The sequence below is a fragment of the Arhodomonas sp. AD133 genome, assembly GCF_051195215.1.
Lineage (GTDB): Bacteria > Pseudomonadota > Gammaproteobacteria > Nitrococcales > Nitrococcaceae > Arhodomonas.
In genome coordinates this window covers 40,549-59,438 of sequence record NZ_JBNAZM010000017.1, presented here as the reverse complement: position 1 = coordinate 59,438, position 18,890 = coordinate 40,549, and the positions used below count along the sequence as shown (strand labels likewise).

Annotated in this window: 13 protein-coding genes; 5 read left to right on the top strand and 8 right to left on the bottom strand. The window is 66.2% G+C overall.

Annotated elements, in window-relative coordinates:
• Positions 1-112: 112 nt before the first annotated feature.
• The 4 genes from ACPEES_RS11725 to ACPEES_RS11710 are packed head-to-tail and all read left to right on the top strand — an operon-like array spanning position 113 to position 5,613.
• Positions 113-1,378 carry a diguanylate cyclase gene (locus ACPEES_RS11725; RefSeq protein WP_435103676.1) on the top strand — a complete coding sequence of 422 codons (1,266 nt, stop codon included), beginning with the start codon at positions 113-115 and terminating at the stop codon, positions 1,376-1,378.
• Positions 1,379-1,432: 54 nt separating this feature from the next.
• Positions 1,433-2,032 carry a nitroreductase family protein gene (locus ACPEES_RS11720; protein WP_435103675.1) on the top strand — a complete coding sequence of 200 codons (600 nt, stop codon included), beginning with the start codon at positions 1,433-1,435 and terminating at the stop codon, positions 2,030-2,032.
• A gap of 42 nt (positions 2,033-2,074) precedes the next feature.
• Positions 2,075-4,330 (top strand): hypothetical protein, encoded by a 2,256-nt coding sequence (locus ACPEES_RS11715; RefSeq protein WP_435103674.1) that lies wholly within the window; start codon positions 2,075-2,077, stop codon positions 4,328-4,330.
• Complete coding sequence (locus ACPEES_RS11710) at positions 4,327-5,613, top strand: glycosyltransferase (protein WP_435103673.1); 1,287 nt, start codon at positions 4,327-4,329, stop codon at positions 5,611-5,613. The genes ACPEES_RS11715 and ACPEES_RS11710 overlap by 4 nt, the downstream gene beginning before the upstream one ends.
• A 297-nt stretch (positions 5,614-5,910) precedes the next feature.
• Here ACPEES_RS11710 and ACPEES_RS11705 read toward each other — a convergent pair whose 3' ends face one another.
• From ACPEES_RS11705 to ACPEES_RS11680, 6 genes are all read right to left on the bottom strand, one after another.
• A complete protein-coding gene (locus ACPEES_RS11705; protein WP_435103672.1) occupies positions 5,911-7,851 on the bottom strand; it encodes a hypothetical protein in 1,941 nt (646 codons plus the stop codon).
• Between the two features lie 136 nt (positions 7,852-7,987).
• Positions 7,988-9,130 carry an ABC transporter ATP-binding protein gene (locus ACPEES_RS11700; protein ID WP_435103671.1) on the bottom strand — a complete coding sequence of 381 codons (1,143 nt, stop codon included), beginning with the start codon at positions 9,128-9,130 and terminating at the stop codon, positions 7,988-7,990.
• Between the two features lie 309 nt (positions 9,131-9,439).
• The gene (locus tag ACPEES_RS11695) at positions 9,440-11,059 is read right to left on the bottom strand and encodes an alpha-amylase family glycosyl hydrolase (protein WP_435103670.1); all 1,620 of its coding nucleotides are present in this window, start codon (positions 11,057-11,059) and stop codon (positions 9,440-9,442) included.
• A 26-nt stretch (positions 11,060-11,085) separates the two neighbouring features.
• The gene (locus tag ACPEES_RS11690; protein ID WP_435103669.1) at positions 11,086-11,931 is read right to left on the bottom strand and encodes a carbohydrate ABC transporter permease; all 846 of its coding nucleotides are present in this window, start codon (positions 11,929-11,931) and stop codon (positions 11,086-11,088) included.
• A complete protein-coding gene (locus ACPEES_RS11685; protein WP_435103668.1) occupies positions 11,928-12,902 on the bottom strand; it encodes a carbohydrate ABC transporter permease in 975 nt (324 codons plus the stop codon). The genes ACPEES_RS11690 and ACPEES_RS11685 overlap by 4 nt, the downstream gene beginning before the upstream one ends.
• Positions 12,903-12,914: 12 nt before the next feature.
• Positions 12,915-14,186 carry an ABC transporter substrate-binding protein gene (locus tag ACPEES_RS11680; RefSeq protein ID WP_435103667.1) on the bottom strand — a complete coding sequence of 424 codons (1,272 nt, stop codon included), beginning with the start codon at positions 14,184-14,186 and terminating at the stop codon, positions 12,915-12,917.
• 600 nt (positions 14,187-14,786) lie between these two features.
• Between ACPEES_RS11680 and ACPEES_RS11675 the strand changes: the two genes are divergently transcribed.
• Positions 14,787-16,307, top strand: a complete 1,521-nt coding sequence (locus ACPEES_RS11675) for a carbohydrate porin (protein ID WP_435103666.1) — start codon at positions 14,787-14,789, stop codon at positions 16,305-16,307.
• A gap of 113 nt (positions 16,308-16,420) precedes the next feature.
• Here ACPEES_RS11675 and ACPEES_RS11670 read toward each other — a convergent pair whose 3' ends face one another.
• The gene (locus ACPEES_RS11670) at positions 16,421-17,452 is read right to left on the bottom strand and encodes a LacI family DNA-binding transcriptional regulator (RefSeq protein WP_435103665.1); all 1,032 of its coding nucleotides are present in this window, start codon (positions 17,450-17,452) and stop codon (positions 16,421-16,423) included.
• Positions 17,453-17,622: 170 nt separating this feature from the next.
• Positions 17,623-18,765 carry an ABC transporter ATP-binding protein gene (locus ACPEES_RS11665; RefSeq protein WP_435103664.1) on the bottom strand — a complete coding sequence of 381 codons (1,143 nt, stop codon included), beginning with the start codon at positions 18,763-18,765 and terminating at the stop codon, positions 17,623-17,625.
• Positions 18,766-18,890 lie beyond the last annotated feature (125 nt).

Here is an 18,890-nt window from a genome sequence, read left to right as displayed (position 1 = left end):
GCCTTGGCGGGCGTGCGAGCCATGGGGCGTCGACCGGGCGCCGGCGGGTGTGACGACCGTGACACGGCAGCGACTGCACCCGTGGTCGCATCGTCCGTGCCATGGAGGGGCAGTGACCGACGAGAACCGTTATCGGGTCTCACCGTGGACCGCGGAGTTCGTTGACCGCGACGTGGAGCGCGCGTTCCGCCGGCATGTGCAGGAACCGACGGTGCGTCACGTAAAGCTCACCGTCATTGCGGCCGGCGTGTTCTTTCTCGTCTTCGCGATCACTGACTACCTCGACCTCGGGGCCAAGCCGGTAGGACTTGCGTTGATCACGGTCCGGCTGGCGATCGCCGTGGCCGCGCTGGGCGTGTTCTTCTGGGTGCTGCGCCGGCCGGCGGCCGCGGTCAACGGTGTCGCCGTGACCCTGTTTGAAGTGGGCATTCTTGCGGCCTTCGGCTCCGTGCTAACGCTGCGCGATGCACCGGTGGTCGTCTACGGCATGAGCATGGTCACCCTGCTCACGGGTATCTACCTGCTCATTCCCAACCGGCTGCCCTATATGTTGATTCTCTCACTCGCCGGCAGTGTCGGCTTTTTCCTGCTGGTCAGCTCGGCGCTCGGCGTAGGCAGCACGGCGGTGCTCGACATGGTCATGCTGATCGTGCTCATGAACCTCTTCGGTGCCGGCGCTGCGCGCCAGCTCGCAATGGCGCGACGCGAGCAGTATCGGTTACTGGCGCTTGCTCAGCGCAGCAATCGCAGCCTTATCCGCGAAGTGCAGCGCCGCCACCGCCTGGAGGTCGAGCTGGAACGCCAGGCATCCACCGACGCGTTGACGGGATTGGCCAATCGGCGTAGTTACCTTCAGGCGAGCTCGCGCGTGCTCGAGCAGGCGCGACGGCATAGGCATACGACCGCGGTGATGATTGTCGATCTCGACCATTTCAAGTGGATCAACGACACCTGGGGACACGCGGCCGGGGATGGCGCACTCACCGCGATCGCCGAGGTCCTGCAACGGGAGCTGCGGGCCAGTGATCTGGTCGGGCGGATCGGCGGGGAGGAGTTCGCGGTGACGCTGCCGGAATCGGAGGCCACGGAAGCGGTTCTGGCCGCACGCCGGCTGCTGGCGGCGATCACCGAGCTCAGAATCGCCGATTGGCCGCAGCTGCGAATGTCGGCGACCGTCGGTGTCGCCCTGGCAACCGGTTACGAGGCCATCACGAAGTTGCTGGCCTTGGCCGATGGGGCGCTATACGAGGGCAAGCGGGCGGGGCGAGGGCGGGTGGTGCTCGCCGCCGGGGATTCCGACGTGTCGTCGTCTATTTTGTCCCGGGGCGACCCGGGAGCCGGCCCGGGAGCCGGCCCGGGAGCCGGCCCGGGGCGTTGACGCAGCGATCTGATATCCTCGGGATTTCACCGATCCACTGACGCACGAGTGCCCATGGAAGCCGAGACACGAGCGAGCGCAGTCCGTGGTACTGCCACGGCGAGCCCTGAGCAGGCGGCGGAGTTGATTCGAAGCCGTCGCACCATCAACCGGTTCCGGCCCGAACCGCCACCGCAGGCGGCCATCCGCCACGCTGTCGAGCTGGCACGCTGGGCGCCGAATCACCATCTCACCCAGCCGTGGCATTTCTACCTCATCGGGCCGCAGACCCGGCAGGGCATTATCGACCTCAATACCGAATTGCTGGTTGCCAGCAAGGGCGAGGCAGCCGCGGAGGCCAAGCGACGCAACTGGGAAGCGAAGCCCGGCTGGTTGGCAGTGACCTGCGATCACAGCAGCGACGAGCTTCAGGCCTGGGAGGACTATGCAGCCTGCGCCTGTGCGATCCACAATCTTGCGTTGTATCTGTGGAGCGAGGGCATCGGCGTGAAGTGGTCCACCGGGCCGGTGATCCGCGAGCCCCGCTTCTACGACCTGCTGTGGATAGATCCGGATATCGAGACGGTGATCGGGCTTCTGTGGTACGGCTATCCTGACGAGAGTCCGGAGAGCCATCGCCATGGCGTTGACTGCAGCCTGGTGGAGCTGCCCTGAGGCTTCGTCCCGTCGACTGCCGCGATCGTTGCGGAGGTGAGCTTGCGCTGGAACTGGCTACCCTGGCGATTCCTCATCCGGCGCGCCGCCCGCGCGCATGGATTTCTCGATCCGCTCGCCCTGATCGCGCGTTTGCAGCGTTTCGCCCAGCCTTCGGAGGTCTCCGAGCCCATCGAACTGCTGCGCGCGGGTGTGGTGTTTCACGCCCGCGGCCTGATCAATACGCGCGTGATCCAGCACAACCTCGACTGGGTCTGGCCCTGGTGGATCGAACGGCAGTTCGACCCCTACAGCGACGCTTTCGTACCGCGGGCCTTTTCTGTCACGCACGTCAATCTCACCCACCGCAACTGGACTGCCGTCGGGCTTCCCGATCACAGCGGGCTGCCCATCGTTGATCCCCGGGGCCTGGTGACGCCGTTCTATGATGGCTGGTCACTGGATGCCTGGGTGATCGGTGATGACGGTGATCGGTTGCACCCGTCGCGGGAGGCGAATGCGTCGCAGTACCTGGACTTGAGCGACGGCATCGCAGTGGTCACCGAAGTGGTGCGAAACGGTCTGCGTCTGCTCATGCGCGCGAGCGTCAGCCGCGAGCGCGAGGGATCTCCGGAGCTGGTGCTCGACTACGAGGCGCGTGCGGAACCGGGAGGGCACCTGGTCCTCGCATTGCGACCGTACAATCCCGAAGGCATCAGCTTCGTCTACCGCGTGGCGCTGCACCCAGACCGCTGCGGCTGGCATGTCGACGACGCCGCCGAGGTCTACTTCGATGCCGCTGCCGATGCGCACTACGCTAGCGATTACGCGATGGGCGACGTGGCCATTCACCTCAATGATCCCAAGGGGCTGGACGCCGACGAGTGCGACGTGGGCCTTGCCACGGCGGCAGCCCTCTTTCGCGCCGACAGCAGTGCCCCCAGGCGACTGCGGGTCCGCGTGCCACTTCGGCGCGAGGCCGACTTGCCTGTCCGAACCGGCTGGGATGAGGCGCTCGCCGGCACTGCCCGGCTCGATGTGCCCGATGCGCGCCTTCGCTTTCTCTACGATGCCGCGGTGCGGACTCTGGTGTTGCACAGCGTCGACGACGTCTACCCGGGGCCTTATACCTACAAGCGTTTCTGGTTCCGGGACGCGGCGTTCATCATCCACGCTCTGTTGTGCGCAGGCCTTCCCGAGCGTGCCCGCGCGATGCTCGCCCGCTTCCCGGAGCGTCAGCACAAGTCCACCGGCTATTTCCATTCCCAGGACGGGGAATGGGACTCCAACGGCGAGGCCATGTGGATCATGGGCCGCTATCGGGCGCTCACGGGCGAGGATCTGCCCGAGAGCTGGCTCAATGCTCTTCGCCGGGGCGGGCGCTGGATCGTGCGCAAGCGCACACGTGTTGGTGACGGCCCGCACGCCGGCCTGCTGCCGGCCGGTTTCTCCGCCGAGCACTTTGGCCCCAATGACTACTACTACTGGGACGATTACTGGGCGGTTGCCGGGCTGCAGGCCGCTGCGGAGGTGCTCGACGGGCAGGGAGACGCGGCCACTGCGACGCGTTTCCGCGCGGAGGCCGACGAGCTCAGCAGCGTCATGCGCGCTTGTCACGACAGAGACGCCAGGCGCCTCGGCATGCAGGCGATGCCGGCGTCACCCTACCGCCGCATGGACAGCGGTGCCGTCGGGTCGCTGGTCGCCGGTTATCCGCTGCAGCTGCTGCCGCCGGGCGACGCGCGTCTGCTCGGCACCGCCGACTGGCTCATGGACAACGCACGGGTTCACGGCGGTTTCTTCCAGGACATGATTCATTCCGGCGTCAATGCCTATCTCACGCTCCACCTCGCGCAGGTGCTCATGCGTGCCGGAGACCCGCGCTGCCACGACCTGGTGCGTGCCGTCGCCGACCTGGCAACGTCCACCGGTCAGTGGCCCGAGGCCATTCATCCCCGCACGCTCGGCGGTTGCATGGGAGACGGCCAGCACGTATGGGCGGCGGCGGAGTGGGTCGCGATGCTACGCAATGCTTTCGTGCGTGAGGAAGGGGACCGCCTGGTGCTCGCCGGCGGTGTTCCGCCGCAGTGGCTTGCCGCGGGTGAGCGGATGCACTTCGGTCCGGCGCTCACCCGTTTCGGAACCGTGACGGTGGACATCGAACCGGCGGCCGGCGACAAAGGAGGGGTGGTCGTGCGCTGGGCGGCCGACTGGCGGGAACGGCCGACGGCCGTTGATGTGGCACCGGCCGGTGCGCAGAGTGTGAGCTCGCCACCGGATACCGGCGGCGTGACCCTGAAATGGAGAGCGCAGGCATGAACATCATCATGATGACCAACACCTACGTGCCCCATGTGGGCGGCGTGGCGCGTTCCGTGGAGTCGTTCACGCGTGCCTACCGTGACCGCGGGCATCGTGTTCTGGTCGTCGCTCCGGAGTTCGAGGGCATGCCCGAGGACGAAGAGGACGTCGTCCGTATCCCCGCGATTCAGAACTTCAACGGCAGCGACTTCTCGGTCGTGCTGCCGGTACCCGGTTACCTCGAGCGCGCCGTGGAGCGTTTCGAGCCCGATATCGTCCACTCCCATCATCCGTTCCTGATCGGCTCGACAGCCCTTCGTATCGCCTCGGCGTGGGATCTGCCGCTGGTGTTCACCCACCACACGATGTACGAGCAGTACACGCACTACGTCCCGGGGGATTCGCCGCTTCTCAAGCGCTTCGTGGTGCAGCTGTCCACCAGCTACGCCGACCTTTGCGACCGGGTGTTCGCCCCCAGCGAGAGCATTGCCGAAATCCTGCGCGAGCGTGGCGTGCGCACCCCGGTCGAGGTGGTGCCCACCGGCGTGGTGCTGGAGCGGTTCCGGGACGGCGATGGTGCGGCGATCCGCCGCCGGTACGGTATCCCCGAGGACGCCTTCGTCATCGGCCATGTGGGCCGGCTCGCCGAGGAGAAGAACCTGGGGTTCCTGGCTCGGTCGGTGGCGCGTGTGCTCGCTGCCGAACCGGACTCGCATTTCCTCGTGGTGGGGGCCGGTCCCGCGGAGCAGGAAATACGCCGCGCCTGCGAGGACCGGGGCGTTGGCGCCCGGTTGCATCTTGCCGGCAAGCTCGTGCAACCGTCGCTCTCCGACGCCTATCACGCCATGGACCTGTTCGCGTTCGCCTCGCGCAGCGAGACCCAGGGCATGGTGCTTGCGGAAGCGATGGCGGCGGGGCTGCCCGTCGTGGCGATCGACGCCCCCGGGGCGCGGGAAGTCGTACGCGACGGGTACAACGGGCGACTGCTCACCGCGCCGGACGAGGCTGCATTCGCCGGCGCCGTGCGTGAGGCCATGACCCGGCACGCGGCGGGCTGGGACGACTGGCTCGCGGCCGTCGACGACACTGCCAGAGCGTATTCGCTGGAAGCCTGCGCCGACCGCGCTCTCGAGATCTACCACCAGCTCGATGTCACCGAAGGTCAATCCGACGAGGATCACGACCTCTGGCACACGAGTCTGCGGCGTATCCGAGCCGAGTGGAACATCCTGAAGGGGGTTGCTCACGCTGCCGGCGCCGCCTTCGGCGAAGAGGACGAGAACGGCAGGAGCGTGAGCTAGTCGCCGGCCTGACGTCCGGCGAGTCGAAAGTATCAAGTGACAAGTTGCAAGTGGTGGGTGCCGTTTCGCGTTTCAGGTATCGGGTAGCGAGTGCGCGCGGAGCGGGTGCTGGCGACATTCACGCTAAACGTGGCTTTTCCGTTCGCAACCCGGAACGCGTTGCAAGTCGCGGTTCGTTCTGGTGCCTCACCGTCGGGCCGCTATAGATGAACGGCGTACGCTTGGCGTGGGAAAACCAGGATGTACTCGAACCGGGTTGTTCGTGCCTTCAACTTGATGCTTGCAACTTTCGACTTGCTACGCATCCGGAAACGCCGTCCACCCCGTCAGCCAGGCCGCGCCGCTGCCGGGACGGACGGCGCCCAGGTACTCGGCGGCTTCGTCCCAGAACTCGCCCTTGGGGGGCGTTACCGCGCCGGTGGCGGCGGGAGAACGCGAGCGTGGCGTGAAGCGGGCAGCGGGTGTGTCGCCGTCACCGAGCATCGGGGGCTCGCCGAGCTGGAGGCGGTGGGCGCGTGCCTGGGCGAAGAGGTTCGCTTCGCGAAAGCCGCCGTCGTCGTCGCGTTCCAGTGTCTCTTCAGCCCCCCACGTGGTGCCGTCGCCGCCGACCTGGTAAAGCAGTCCGCCTTCCAGGCTCAGCGCACCGGTGCCCGCGAGGCCGGCGGTCACGGGGTCGCGAATGTCCACGGCCTCACGGGGAAAGTCCGTGACGAGGAAATTGCGCAACGTCGCCGCCGTGCCCCGGCGCAGGGTCATGGCGCGCTGGGCGGCCTCGGCGTTGCCCGATCCGATCAGACTGACGTTGTAGAGCGTCGGTGCTGAGCGCGGTTGCGCATTGTGGTCGCTCTTGAGGTTGTCGGCTTCGATGGCGTTGTCGCCGCGGCCGGGCTCCTGGGCGACGATCAGGTGTTGTACCCGTCCGGTCCAGCCCATGTCCCAGTCGAGGCCATCGTCGCCGGCATCGGTGATGACCACATTGCGCAGCCCAGCGTCGCCGCCGAAGAACTCGATGCCGTCGTCCAGGGCCTTGTGCACCTGCACGTGGCGCACGATCGTCGCCGCCGGGCATCCCCCCAGCGTGAGGCCGTTCAACTCGTTGTTGGCAAAGATCTCGTAGCCGGCGAACTCGATGCGCAGGTACTCGAGCGTGCCGCAGCTGCCCACCGTGCTCGCGCCGCCGAAGCGCCCGCGCGGGTCGTCAGCGTTCACGCCTTCGATACGGGCTGCCGCGACGTTGGTCGCGGCATTGCCGAGCAGCACGACGCCGCCCCAGTCGCCCGGATGGCGCTCGCCCTCGGGGCGGGCGCTGGTCAATACGATGGGGGCGTCCGGCCGTCCGCTGGCATGCAGTCTGGCGCTGCGGGTGATCACCAGCGCCGAGCCGAATTCACCGAGCACCCTGGTGCCCGGCTCGATGGTCAGGGTGGTGTTGCCCTCGACGAAGATCACCTCCTGCAGGTGGTACTCGTTGTCTGCCGTCCACGTCGTGTCTTCGCTGATGGATTCGCCGACCTCGACGACGCCGTCCGCCGGTGCCGCCGCGCTGCGGTCGTCGAGCCAGCCGCGAGCGGCGAGGGTGCCGGCTGCGGTGAGGGCGATTGCCGCGGCGGCCACCGTGATCCGGAGCCGGGGTCGTCGTCGCAGAGGCCGTGGTGCCTCCTTCTCGAGGATAGACTCGGCCTCATCCATGCTCAGGCGGCCGCGGCGGATGTAGGTCTCGAACAGTCGCAGCCGGTCCCGCTCGCGCAGGTGGCCGTCGAGCAATCGCCGGCGGATGCTGCTGCGCAGCTCCTCGTGCCAGTCGGGCGCGGATAATCCGTTGAGCTGGCGTACGCGCAATTCCAGCGAGGCTGCGGTCGTGGTGTTGATCTGGTGCTCGTCCACGAATGCATCCCAGGCCTCGCGCTGGTCGAGGTCGGGTTCGCCGTTGGCGAGTACGGCGCCCAACCGGTTCTCGAGCTCTGCGTGTTCCGGCCGGCGACGCGCTGCGCGCGGTGTCGCCGGTGACGGCCGGACCGCAGGAGGGGGGACTTCCCGGCTGGCGGTGTGGGGGTGCTCCGGCAGCGCGGTCTCGCGCAGTCTGCGGGCGAGGTTGCGTACGCGCCGGTCGCCCTCGCGCTCTGCCCGCGCCAGCGCCTCTTCGAGCTTCGAGATATCCTGCACCAGCTCGATATAGGAGAGTGTTTCGTCGAAATGGGCCCGGTAGGCGGTGATGAACCGCCAGAGAATCGACTGCATAGACGGCCTGCGAAAGTGTGAACGGTTTCTCAGGCGTGCAGTCTAGGCGGACACTATGACCCGTATGTTTCAGCTCCCGGTGATCGAGAAACGGCGGCGTTGGACGACCCGGGGTCGGATCGTCCAACGGCCGTGGCTATGCGCTGTGCGGTTGTGCGTCGAGCTTGCCGGCGGTGACGAGATTGCCGGGCTTCAGGCGCGACAAGGCGTTGCCGCGGGCGTCGAACACGTGAAATGCACCGGGGGCTGCCGAGACGGTCATGGCTGCACCCACGCTGGCCGGTCGGCTGCCATCGCCGCGGACAACGAGCTCGCTGCCGTCGGCTAGGGTGAGGTAGAGCAGGTTGGCTTCGCCGAGGTGCTCGACGATGCTCACCTGTCCGTCCAGGCACTCGGTGTGGCTGGCGTCCTCGTCCAGATGTTCGGGGCGCACGCCTACCGTTACCCGGTCGCCGGGACCCAGGGCGGCGGCGTCGACGCGCGTATTGATGGTGGTGCCGACGTCCAGCCACACGCGTGCGCCATCGGCGTCCGCCCGCTCGATGCTGCCTTCGAGGAGGTTCATTTTCGGCGATCCGATGAAGGTGGCGACGAAGAGGTTGCGGGGCTGCTGGTAGAGCTCCAGCGGCGAGCCCACCTGCTGGACGTTGCCGTCGTTGAGTACAACGATGCGGTCGCCGAGGGTCATGGCTTCGATCTGGTCGTGGGTGACGTAGACGATGGTCGAGCGCAGGCGCTGGTGCAGGCGCGCGATCTCGTTGCGCATCTGCACACGCAGCGCGGCGTCGAGGTTGGAGAGCGGTTCGTCGAATAGCAGGATCCGCGGTTCCCGGGACATGGCCCGACCCATGGCCACGCGCTGGCGCTGACCGCCGGAGAGCTCCCTGGGTTTGCGGTGCAGCAGTTCCTCGAGCTGCAGGATGCGCGCGGTGGCCATGACTCGCTCCTCGACGGTCTCCTTGGCGGTCTTGGCGAGCTTGAGGCCGAAGGCCATGTTTTCGTAGACGCTCATGTGCGGATAGAGCGCATAGGACTGGAAAACCATCCCCACGCCGCGCTCGCGGGGCGGCAGATCATTGACCACGTCGTTGGCAATCCTCAGCTCGCCGCCGGTGATCGATTCCAGCCCCGCGATCAGCCGCAGAAGGGTCGATTTGCCGCAACCCGAGGGTCCGACGAAGACCACGAACTCACCTTGGTCGACCTCCAGGTCGACATCCTTGATGATATGGATGTTGCCGAAGACCTTGTTGATCTTCTCCAGGGTCACGCTTGCCATCTTGCGATTCCTCGCCGGCCTCGCGGGCCGGCGTTCGTGTGTGTTGTTACTAATCTTCTCCGAGGTATTGTCATGCGTCAGCCGGTCTGTGCGCCGATGGGGCAAGGCGCGAGGCGCGCGGTGTAGCCGGGCTACATGAGCGGCGAGCAACGCAGACCCCATCGGCGCACAGTCCGGCCCGAAGGGAGCGCCACAGCGGCCCGGTGGCGGCGTTGCGCTCGCTTGACGTGACCCGGCCACGCCGGCGCGAGCGCGCCTTGCCCCCGAACCGCTCTGGCGCTCTGACACATGACAATACCTCCGAGAAGATTAGTAGCCGTCGAGCCGGAGGTAGGCGGCCTGGTAGGGCGGCATATGCAGTCTCCCGCCGTTCAGCGAGGCCTCGAAGCCCGGGCCATCCAGCAGGGTGGCCGGCCGCGGCAGGGGGGTGCTGCGGGACTCGCCGCCCAGGTTGAACACGCATAGCAGCGCCTCACCGTGGCCCTCACGCACGAAGCCGAGCAGTTCCTCGCCCACGTCGACCAGCTCGAGGTCGCCGTCGACCAGTGCCGGGTGGGCACGGCGGAAGCGCAACAGAGCCCGCGTGGCGTTGAGCACGGAGTCGGTGTCTTCCTGCTGGTGCTCCACGGCGAGCGGTAGCTGGCGCGCCTCCACCGGCAGCCACGGCTCGACGGAGGAAAACCCGCCCAGGGGCTCGTCGCGCCAGGGCATCGGTGTGCGGCAGCCGTCACGGCCCTTGAACTCCGGCCACAGCACTTTGCCGTAGGGGTCCTGTATGCGCTCGAAGCGCACCTCGGCCTCCGGTAGTCCCAGCTCCTCACCCTGATACAGGCAGATCGTGCCGCGCAGCGCCAAGAGCATCGCCAGCGCCACCTTGGGGTAGGCCACCGGATCCTCACCGGCCCCCCAGCGGGTAGCGCTGCGTACGACGTCGTGGTTGGACAGCGCCCAGCACGGCCAGGCGTCGCCGGCGAGGCGCTGAAAACGCTCGATCACCTCACGGATATAGCTCGCAGAGTGGGGCTCGTTGAGCAGGTCGAACCCGTAGGCCATGTGCAGCTTGTTGCCGCCGGCGGTGTATTCGGCAATTCGCTCCAGCGGTTTGTCGTCGCCGATCTCTCCCACTGTGGTGGTGCCGGGGAACTCGTCCATCAGCGTGCGCAGATCCCTGAGGAAATCGACGTTCTCCGGACGGCTGATGTCGTGAATATGGCGCTGCCAGGTGTAGGGGTTGGCGTCCGGGGCACCCAGGGTCTTGGCTCCGCCCGCCGGCACCGGCGGGTTGTCGCGGAGCTCTGCGTCGTGAAAGTAGAAGTTGACGGTGTCCAGACGGAAGCCGTCCACGCCGAGCTCCAGCCAGAAGCGCATGTTGTCGAGCTGGGCGCGGCGCACGTCCGGATTGTGGAAGTTGAGGTCCGGCTGACTGGTCAGGAAGTTGTGCAGGTAGTACTGGCGACGCCGGGAGTCGAAGGTCCAGGCCGTGCCGCCGAAGATCGACAGCCAGTTGTTGGGCGGTGTGCCGTCGGGGTTTGGGTCGGCCCACACGTACCAGTCGGCCCGGGGGTTGGTACGGTCCTGGCGGCTTTCCCGGAACCAGGGGTGCTGGTCCGAGGTGTGGCTGATCACCTGATCGATCATCACCTTGAGACCCAGCTCGTGAGCCCGGGCCAGTAATGTCCTGAAGTCGTCCAGGGTGCCGAACATCGGGTCGACGTCGCGGTAGTCGCTGACGTCATAACCGAAATCGTGCATCGGCGATGTGAAGAACGGCGATAGCCAGATTCCGTCCACGCCGAGGCCGGCTACATAGTCGAGCTTTTCGGTGATGCCGGCCAGGTCGCCGATGCCGTCGCCATTGGCGTCCATGAAACTGCGCGGATAGATCTGGTAGATGACGCCACCACGCCACCAGGTCAGGGTCTCTTGCATTGCGGAAGTCCTTGAAATCGTGTGCATCATCCCTTGACTGCGCCGGCGGTGAGGCCCGAGACGATGCGACGCTGGAAGATCATCACCAGCACGACCAGGGGCACGGTGACGGTGACCGAGGCGGCCATGATCGGCCCCCAGGGCAGTTCATGCTGGCTGCCGCCGGAGATCAGGGCGATGGCGACCGGCACGGTGCGCTGGTCGTCGGTAAGGGTGAAGGTCAGCGCGAACAGGAACTCGTTCCAGGCGGCAATGAAGGCCAGCAGGCCGGTGGTCGCCATGGCCGGCCACATCAACGGCAGGAACACCCGGGTGATGGTCACCCAGGGCGTGGCGCCGTCCATGATCGCGGCTTCCTCGAGCTCCATGGGTAGCTGGCGCACGAAGGTGGTCAGCACCCAGACCGTGAAGGGCAGGGTGAAGATCGTGTAACTCAGGATCAGGCCACCGGGGTTGTTGTAGAGGTTCAGGGTGCGGATGACCTCGAACAGTCCCGAGAGCACCGCGACCTGCGGAAACATCGACACCCCGAGCACCACCAGCATCACCGTGGTGCGGCCGCGGAAGTGTACGCGGCCCAGCGCATAGGCGGCGGTCACGCCCAGCAGCAGCGCGATGAATACCACGCTAACGGCAACCACGATCGAGTTGACGATGGCCTGCACGAAGCTCTTCTCGGAGAAGATCCGTGCGTAGTTGCCGAAGTCCAGCGACGTCAGCCAGTAGTCGACCTGGAAAAGCTCGCTCGCGGGCTTCAGCGAGGTGATGACGGCGTAGTAGAAGGGGAAAATGGCATAGACTAGGATCACCGCGATCAGGATCCACTTGCCGATCTGCTTGGCGAGCCTTGTCAACTGATACCGGTTGTTCATTGGTCGACTCCCAGCTGACGGCGGCCCAGGTACAGGTAGAGGACGGTCACCAGTGCGATGACCAGAAACAGCAGGGTCGAGGCGGCGCTGCCATAGCCCACGTCCTGGAACTCGACGAGTTGTTGGCGGGCGTAGATCGACATGGTCATGGTGCTGGTGGAGTTGGAGGTCAGCACGTAGATGACGTCGAACACGCGCAACGCGTCGAGCAGACGGAAGATCACGGCGACCAGCAGGGCCGGGGTGATCAGCGGCAGCGTGACGCGGAAGAACACCTTGACCGGATGGATGCCGTCGACCTCGGCGGCTTCGTAGCAGTCCCTGGGCAACATCTGCAGGGCGGCCAGCACCAGCAACGCGACGAAGGGGATGGTCTTCCACACATCGACCATGATCACCGCCCACATGGACAGCGAGGCGTCGGCGGTCCAGGCCAGGGAGGCGTCGATCAATCCCAGGCCCATCAGCAGGTGGTTGATGATCCCGAACTGGTCGTTGAGCATCCAGGCCCACATCTTGGCCGAGACGATGGTGGGAATGGCCCAGGGGATCAGCACCGCTGCCCGGACCAGCATCCGGCCCTTGAACTCGGCGTTGAGCAGCAGGGCCACGATGATGCCGAAGACCACCTCCAGCGACACCGAGACGACGGAGAAGAACAAGGTGTTCCACACGGACGTCCACCACACCGGGTCGGTGAGCAGGCCGTACCAGGCGCCGTCGACGTAGACCAGGTAGTTCTCGAACCCGATGAAGGCGGCGCTTCCGGTATCCGACAACGAGGCATCGGTGAAGCTGAAGTAGAAAGTCCGCAACAGCGGCCACCCGGCCACCATGGCGAGGGTGATCAGCATCGGAATCAGGAACAGCCAGGCCGCGCGCACGCGCTGAGTGTGGACGTCTGTGCCTCGACGGCCGGCCTGGTAGAAGCGCCCCGCGAGGGGGGCGCTATCGGTAGCCCGTGTCGTCATGACGAGTCCCCGTTACCAGCGGCGGCGCTTGATGCGCGACAGCTCGCTGTCCAGCCGGGTGAGAGCCTCGGCGCCGCCGCGGTCGCCGGAGAGCACGTCGTGCACGGCGTTGAAGAAGCTGTTGCTGACGCGGCCGTAGTTGTCGCCGGTGGGCGCCGACGGGCGGGCCACGGCGTTGGTGAATGTGTCGTAGAGCGTGCCGAAGAAAGGCACGGCCTCGAGGACCGCCTCGTCCTCGTAGAGGGCGGCGATCGTGGGGTTATAGGCGCCCTCGATGGCGCGACGCTTCTGTTCGGGCTTGCCGGTGAGGAAGGCCACCAGATCCGCGGCGAGATCGGGGTGCTCGCTGTATTTCGAGACCGCCAGGTTCCAGCCCCCGAGCGTCGCGGCGCTATCGCCGTCGGGGCCGTGCGGCAGCTTGACCACGCCAACCTTGCCGGCTACGTCGCTGTCCTCGCTCTGGGCCAGCGACCAGGCATACGGCCAGTTGCGCATGAACACGGCGTTGCCGGACTGGAAGATGCCGCGAGCCTCTTCCTCGGTGTAGTTGAGCACGCCATTCGGCGAGATTTCCCCGATCCAGGTGGCGGCCAGGTCGAGGGCCCTGGCGGCCTCTGCGTTGTCGATGGTGATTTCGCCGTCGGCGTCCACGATGGTGCCGCCACCATGGCTTGCCACCCACTCCAGGGCGTTGCAGGTCAGACCCTCGTAGGCCCGGCCCTGGAAGACGTAGCCCCACATTTTGTCGTTCCCGGCGTCGCGCTCGGCGGCCTGGATTTCCTGGGCGATATCGGTCATTTCCCGCCAGGTTTCGGGCGCCTCGAAACCGTGCTTGGCGAGCAGGTCCTTGCGGTAGTAGAGGACCCCGGCATCGGTGAACCACGGCATTGCCACCAGGCGGTCGTCGACAGTGTTGTTGGCCACAATGGTGTCGAAATGACCGGCGGCGGCGTCCTCGCCGAGGGGATCGCGCAGGTTTAGCAGGTGGTTGGCCAGCAGCCCGGGCCAGACCACATCGATCTGCATCACGTCGATGTCGCTGGATTGCGCCGAGAGAATCTGCTGGTACAGCGACAGGCGTTCCGTGGAGGAATTCGGAGTGGAGACGATATCCACCTGGTGACCCGTCTTCTCCTCCCACTTGGCGACGCCTTCTTCGCAGAGGGCGAGCTCGGCCCCCACCGCGCCGCATGAGATCGTCAGCTCGACGGCCACCGCCGGGCTTCCGGCCACGCTACCGCCGAGGGCCAGGGCGGTAGCGATCAGTGTCTTGTGGGACTTCATGGCGCCTTCCTCCTCAATGGTTTGTTGTCGGCAGCAGGGCGTTACCGCGTCGAGCCACCATGGCACCAAGCGGTGTCGCCTTGGTTGTCTTAAACGATTAAGAATCCGCTTCGACAGTTAAGCAATGGTGGTCCCGGACTGCAACCCGGACTTTCACCAAAGGAGACCGACGCCACAAATCGTGTCCAGCGCATCCACGAAGGCACCCGGGGTGCCCGGGGCCTGTCAGGAGCGCGCAGGCGTTCGAGCGAACCGTTCACGCCGAGCACTGAAGGGCAGATCGAGGCCGCCCGCGTCGATGTGGACCGCTCGAGAGCCTGCCAGCGGGGGGTTCGCGCCAGCTTCCGCAATCGCCGCCTCAGCAACAGGGGCTCATCGGCATGACGCATTCGTCATGTGGTGAAGGTTTTGCGCTCCGTATCTTAATCGATTAAGTTCAACGCGTGTTCCATGTCCTGGCCTGGCTACTTGCCCTGGCGGGACTGTCATTCGGTCTGCACACCGCCGGTCAGGTCGGCGAGTCGCCACGACTACCGGGACATGGGGCACGTCATGTTTCGGCATGACCCATCGCAACGACAACAAGGGGCGACTATTACCATGACAATCCCCGCTTTCCACAAGCAGAAGTCCCCGTTAATCATCGCAATGGCGGTTGCCGGTCTCGGTGCGAGCGGCCTGGTCTCGGCCCAGGCGCCCGTTGACGTCGAGGAGCGCCTGCGCGAATTGGAGGAGCGCATCATCGCCGCCGAGCAGCGTGCTCGTGCCGCCGAGCGGCGTGCCGAGGTGGCTGAGCAACAGGCCGAGGAGCGGTTATCGGAAGAAAGCCTCAACGCACGACTGACGAAGGTGGAACGCCAGGCCAGCGGTGAGGAAGGCTTTTCCTTCAATGCCTACGCCCGCTCCGGACTGCTGATCGGCCAGGACGGGAAGAGCACCGAGGGCGGCCCCTACCTGACGCCGGCCGGCTCCGTGGGGGGCGCGGTGGGGCGACTGGGTAACGAGCCGGATACCTACGCCGAGGCCATCCTCAACTACAGGATGCGGTTCGATAACGGCGCCAAGGCGCATTACCGCACCATGCTCGCCGACGGCGTCAGGACCAGTAACGACTGGACCGCCGAGGAGTCGAACCTCAACGTGCGTCAGGTCTACGTCGAGCTCAGCGACCTGCCGAGCTTTACCGGGGCCTTCGAGGACGCTGCTATCTGGGCCGGCAAGCGCTTCGACCGCGACAACTTCGATATCCACTGGCTCGACAGCGACGTCGTCTTTCTCTCCGGCACCGGCGCCGGCATCTATGACATGCAGCTGGCCGACGACTGGACGTCCAATCTCTCCCTCTACGGACGCAGCTTCTCCGACTTCCGGGTCAGTCGGGAAAACCCCAATGACACCGGCAGCACGGACAACCTGATCCTGACCACCAACAACTACTTCGGTGGCTGGCAGTGGATGGTCAGCGGCATGTCCGCCGCCGACAACGACGAACGCGTCAATGACGACTGGGCGGACGAACAAGCGGCCGATACAGGTTTCCATACCATGCTGGCCTATCACGGCGACAGCTTCTTCGGCCTCGCCGGCGGCAGCTTCAAGGCGGCGTTGCTCCACGGTCGGGGGCTCGGCGCCGAGACCAAGAGCATAGGTTCCGACGGTCGCTTGATCGACGATGCTGTCTCGACGCGTCTTGCCGCGTATGGCACGACCCATGTGACACCGACCTGGCGCGTGGCCCCGGCCATCCTGGCCGAGACCAGTGAGGATCGCTATCGTCACGGTGACACCTACGACTGGGCCACCCTCAACGTGCGCTTGGCCAACGAGCTGACCGAGAACTTCGAGATGCAGTACGAGGCCAGCTACCAGTGGATGGATCTGGAGCCACAGGGATTCGAGGATCGCAATGCCGTCGAGGGCAGCTATACCAAGCTGACCGTCGCCCCCACCTTCAAGCCCGAGGTAGGCGGCTTCTGGCAGCGTCCCGAAATCCGCGTGTTCGCCTCCTGGAGTGACTGGGACGAGGACCTCGACGGCTTTAGCGAAGACGACGCCCTCGGCACGGATGGCTTCACCGGCAACGAGTGGAGCTTCGGCGTACAGGCCGAAACCTGGTTCTGACCGCGGCCTGTCGGCTGGCGTTTACCGCTTCGATATCCGCCCGCGACCGTCGGTCGCGGGCGTTCTCGCTGCATTCCGGACGTTGGTCATCCGCGGGGCACTGCGGACCGGCGTCAGGGGCAGGTTTCCCCGATCAGCAGCTCGGTGGTGAGCCGGCGGGGTTCGGCCGGCTCCAGGCCAAGGACCATGCGCGCGGCGACGCGGCCCTTCTCGACGCTGTCCTGGCGCACCGTGGTCAGCCGCGGGGCCCGGTACTGGCCCTCGGCGATGCCGTCGAAACCGGTCAGGCGCAGATCCTCGGGAATGCGCAGGCCGCGCTGCTCGGCGAGGGTGAGGGCGGTCAGGGCAATGCGGTCCGACATGCACAGCAGCAGGTCCGGTCGTTCCCCCGGGGGGAGATCGAGAACCTCCTCGATTACCGGTGCACAGACCTCGTAAGTGTTCTCCTCGATGTTCCACATCGGCACCTGGCTCGCGTCGATCCCGGCGTTGGCGAATGCCCGTTGAAAGCCGGCGAGACGGGCCCGCGTGATGGTCTGGTGGGCTGGCAGCAAGGCGTGCTGTGACGTGATCCGGCCGTTGCAGGGCTGCTCGATCAGGCGCAGATTGATCACCGCAGGCCGTTTCGGTTGCCGCGCAAGCGCGTGACGGGCAATCGCGTAGGCCGCCGGTTCGTTGTCCACATGTACACTGGCATGGTTCTCTATGTCGAAGTCCACCGGTACCAGCGGACGCTCGGTGGGGAGGTCCGCGAGCAGCTGCAGGCGTGGCATCAACCCGTAGACGATATAGCCATCGGCGATGCTCGCCGAACCGGGGGGCTGGGCGAGCGTCTGCCGGCCGGAGAGCAGCAGCAGGGTATGGCCATGGGCGTCGAGCACCTCGGCGATGCCCGAGAGCAGCTCGCTGGCCACGGCATCGTTGAGGCTGAAGGTCAGACTCTCTGCGAGGATTACCGCAACGATCCGCGAGCGCCCGGTGCGAAGGCTGCGCGCCTTGGCATCGGGGCCCGCGTAGCCCAGTCGCCGTGCCTCGGTGAGGATGTGCTCGCGCAGTTTCGGTGACAGCTGGTCGGGTCGGTTGAAGGCATTGGAAATGGTCGCGGTGGATACGCCCAGCGAGTCAGCCAGATCTTTGAGCGTCATGCGTCTTGGTGATCTCACCCTGTCGTCCTGATTAGCGGTTCACCGTATAGGGTACCGGCTCACCCTTACCCGTGACAGTCGCTGCGCGCCGCCTCCCGCGCACCAGGCTATTGGCCATCGGGGCCCGGTGAGCGGGGGCGGCGGAGCGTGGTGAGTGGCCACCGGCTGTGCTATGCGCTGCGCCGTTGAGTGTCGAGTTTGTCGGCGGTGATCAGGTTGCCGGGCTCCAGCCGGGTGAGGGCGTTGCCGTCGGCGTCGAAGACGTGGAACGCGCTTGGCTCGGCGGAGACGGTGATCCGTGCCCCCACGCTTGCCGGCCGGCTGCCGTCGCCGCGGACCACGAGCTCGCTGCCGTCGGCGAGAGTGAGGTATAGCAGGTTTGCCTCGCCCAGGTGCTCGACGATACCGACCTGCCCCTCAAGGCATTCCGAGTGGCCGGCGTCCTCGTCGATGTGCTCGGGGCGTACGCCGACGGTCACGCGGTCGCCGTGCTCGATGTTTGCGGCGTGCACCCGGGTTTCCACGGTCGCCCCCATGTCGAGCTGCACGCGGGCGCCGTGCTCGTCCGCGCGCTCGATGGTGCCTTCCAGCAGGTTCATCTTGGGCGAGCCGATGAAGGTAGCAACGAAGAGGTTGCGGGGCTGCTGGTAGAGTTCCAGCGGCGAGCCGACCTGCTGGGCGTTGCCGTCATTGAGCACGACGATGCGGTCGCCGAGGGTCATGGCTTCGATCTGGTCGTGGGTGACGTAGACAATGGTCGAGCGCAGGCGCTGGTGCAGGCGCGCGATTTCGAGCCGGGTCTGCACGCGCAGCGCGGCATCCAGGTTGGACAGGGGCTCATCGAAGAGGAATACCCGCGGCTCGCGCACGATGGCCCGGCCGATCGCTACGCGCTGGCGCTGGCCGCCGGAGAGCTCGCGCGGATAGCGTTCGAGCAGGTGGTCGATCTTGAGAATTTCCGCCGCCTCGCGGATGCGCCGGTCGGTTTCCCGGCGGTTGGTGCGGGCGATTTTCAGGCCGAATGCCATGTTCTTGTACACGCTCATGTGCGGGTAGAGCGCATAGGATTGGAACACCATGGCGATGCCGCGCTCGGCCGGTGGCAGCTCGTTGACCCGCTCACCGTCGATGCGAAGCTCGCCGTCGCTGATGGGTTCCAGGCCGGAGAGCATGCGCAGCAGCGTGGACTTGCCACAGCCGGACGGGCCCACCAGCACGACGAACTCGCCGTCGCGGAACGCCAGGTCGATGTCGCGCAGTACTTCGGTGCGGCCGTAGCGCTTGCCGACACCGTCGAAGGTCACGGTAGCCATGGGAATCTCCTCCTGAATCCGGTGTTGGGGGGAATGGCGGCGGTGTGGGGGCATCACCCCGGACACGCTGTGAATACGTCCCTGTAAGCTCGACGGCGGCATCCCTGCCGCCGACGGTCCGGGGT

Excerpts from the sequence above, each read along its gene's own strand:
- ACPEES_RS11720 (WP_435103675.1), top strand. The coding sequence starts at position 1,433 with ATGGAAGCCGAGACACGAGCGAGCGCAGTCCGTGGTACTGCCACGGCG.
- ACPEES_RS11710 (WP_435103673.1), top strand. The coding sequence starts at position 4,327 with ATGAACATCATCATGATGACCAACACCTACGTGCCCCATGTGGGCGGC.
- ACPEES_RS11705 (WP_435103672.1), bottom strand. The coding sequence starts at position 7,851 with ATGCAGTCGATTCTCTGGCGGTTCATCACCGCCTACCGGGCCCATTTC.
- ACPEES_RS11700 (WP_435103671.1), bottom strand. The coding sequence starts at position 9,130 with ATGGCAAGCGTGACCCTGGAGAAGATCAACAAGGTCTTCGGCAACATC.
- ACPEES_RS11695 (WP_435103670.1), bottom strand. The coding sequence starts at position 11,059 with ATGCAAGAGACCCTGACCTGGTGGCGTGGTGGCGTCATCTACCAGATC.
- ACPEES_RS11690 (WP_435103669.1), bottom strand. The coding sequence starts at position 11,931 with ATGAACAACCGGTATCAGTTGACAAGGCTCGCCAAGCAGATCGGCAAG.
- ACPEES_RS11685 (WP_435103668.1), bottom strand. The coding sequence starts at position 12,902 with ATGACGACACGGGCTACCGATAGCGCCCCCCTCGCGGGGCGCTTCTAC.
- ACPEES_RS11680 (WP_435103667.1), bottom strand. The coding sequence starts at position 14,186 with ATGAAGTCCCACAAGACACTGATCGCTACCGCCCTGGCCCTCGGCGGT.
- ACPEES_RS11675 (WP_435103666.1), top strand. The coding sequence starts at position 14,787 with ATGACAATCCCCGCTTTCCACAAGCAGAAGTCCCCGTTAATCATCGCA.
- ACPEES_RS11670 (WP_435103665.1), bottom strand. The coding sequence starts at position 17,452 with ATGACGCTCAAAGATCTGGCTGACTCGCTGGGCGTATCCACCGCGACC.
- ACPEES_RS11665 (WP_435103664.1), bottom strand. The coding sequence starts at position 18,765 with ATGGCTACCGTGACCTTCGACGGTGTCGGCAAGCGCTACGGCCGCACC.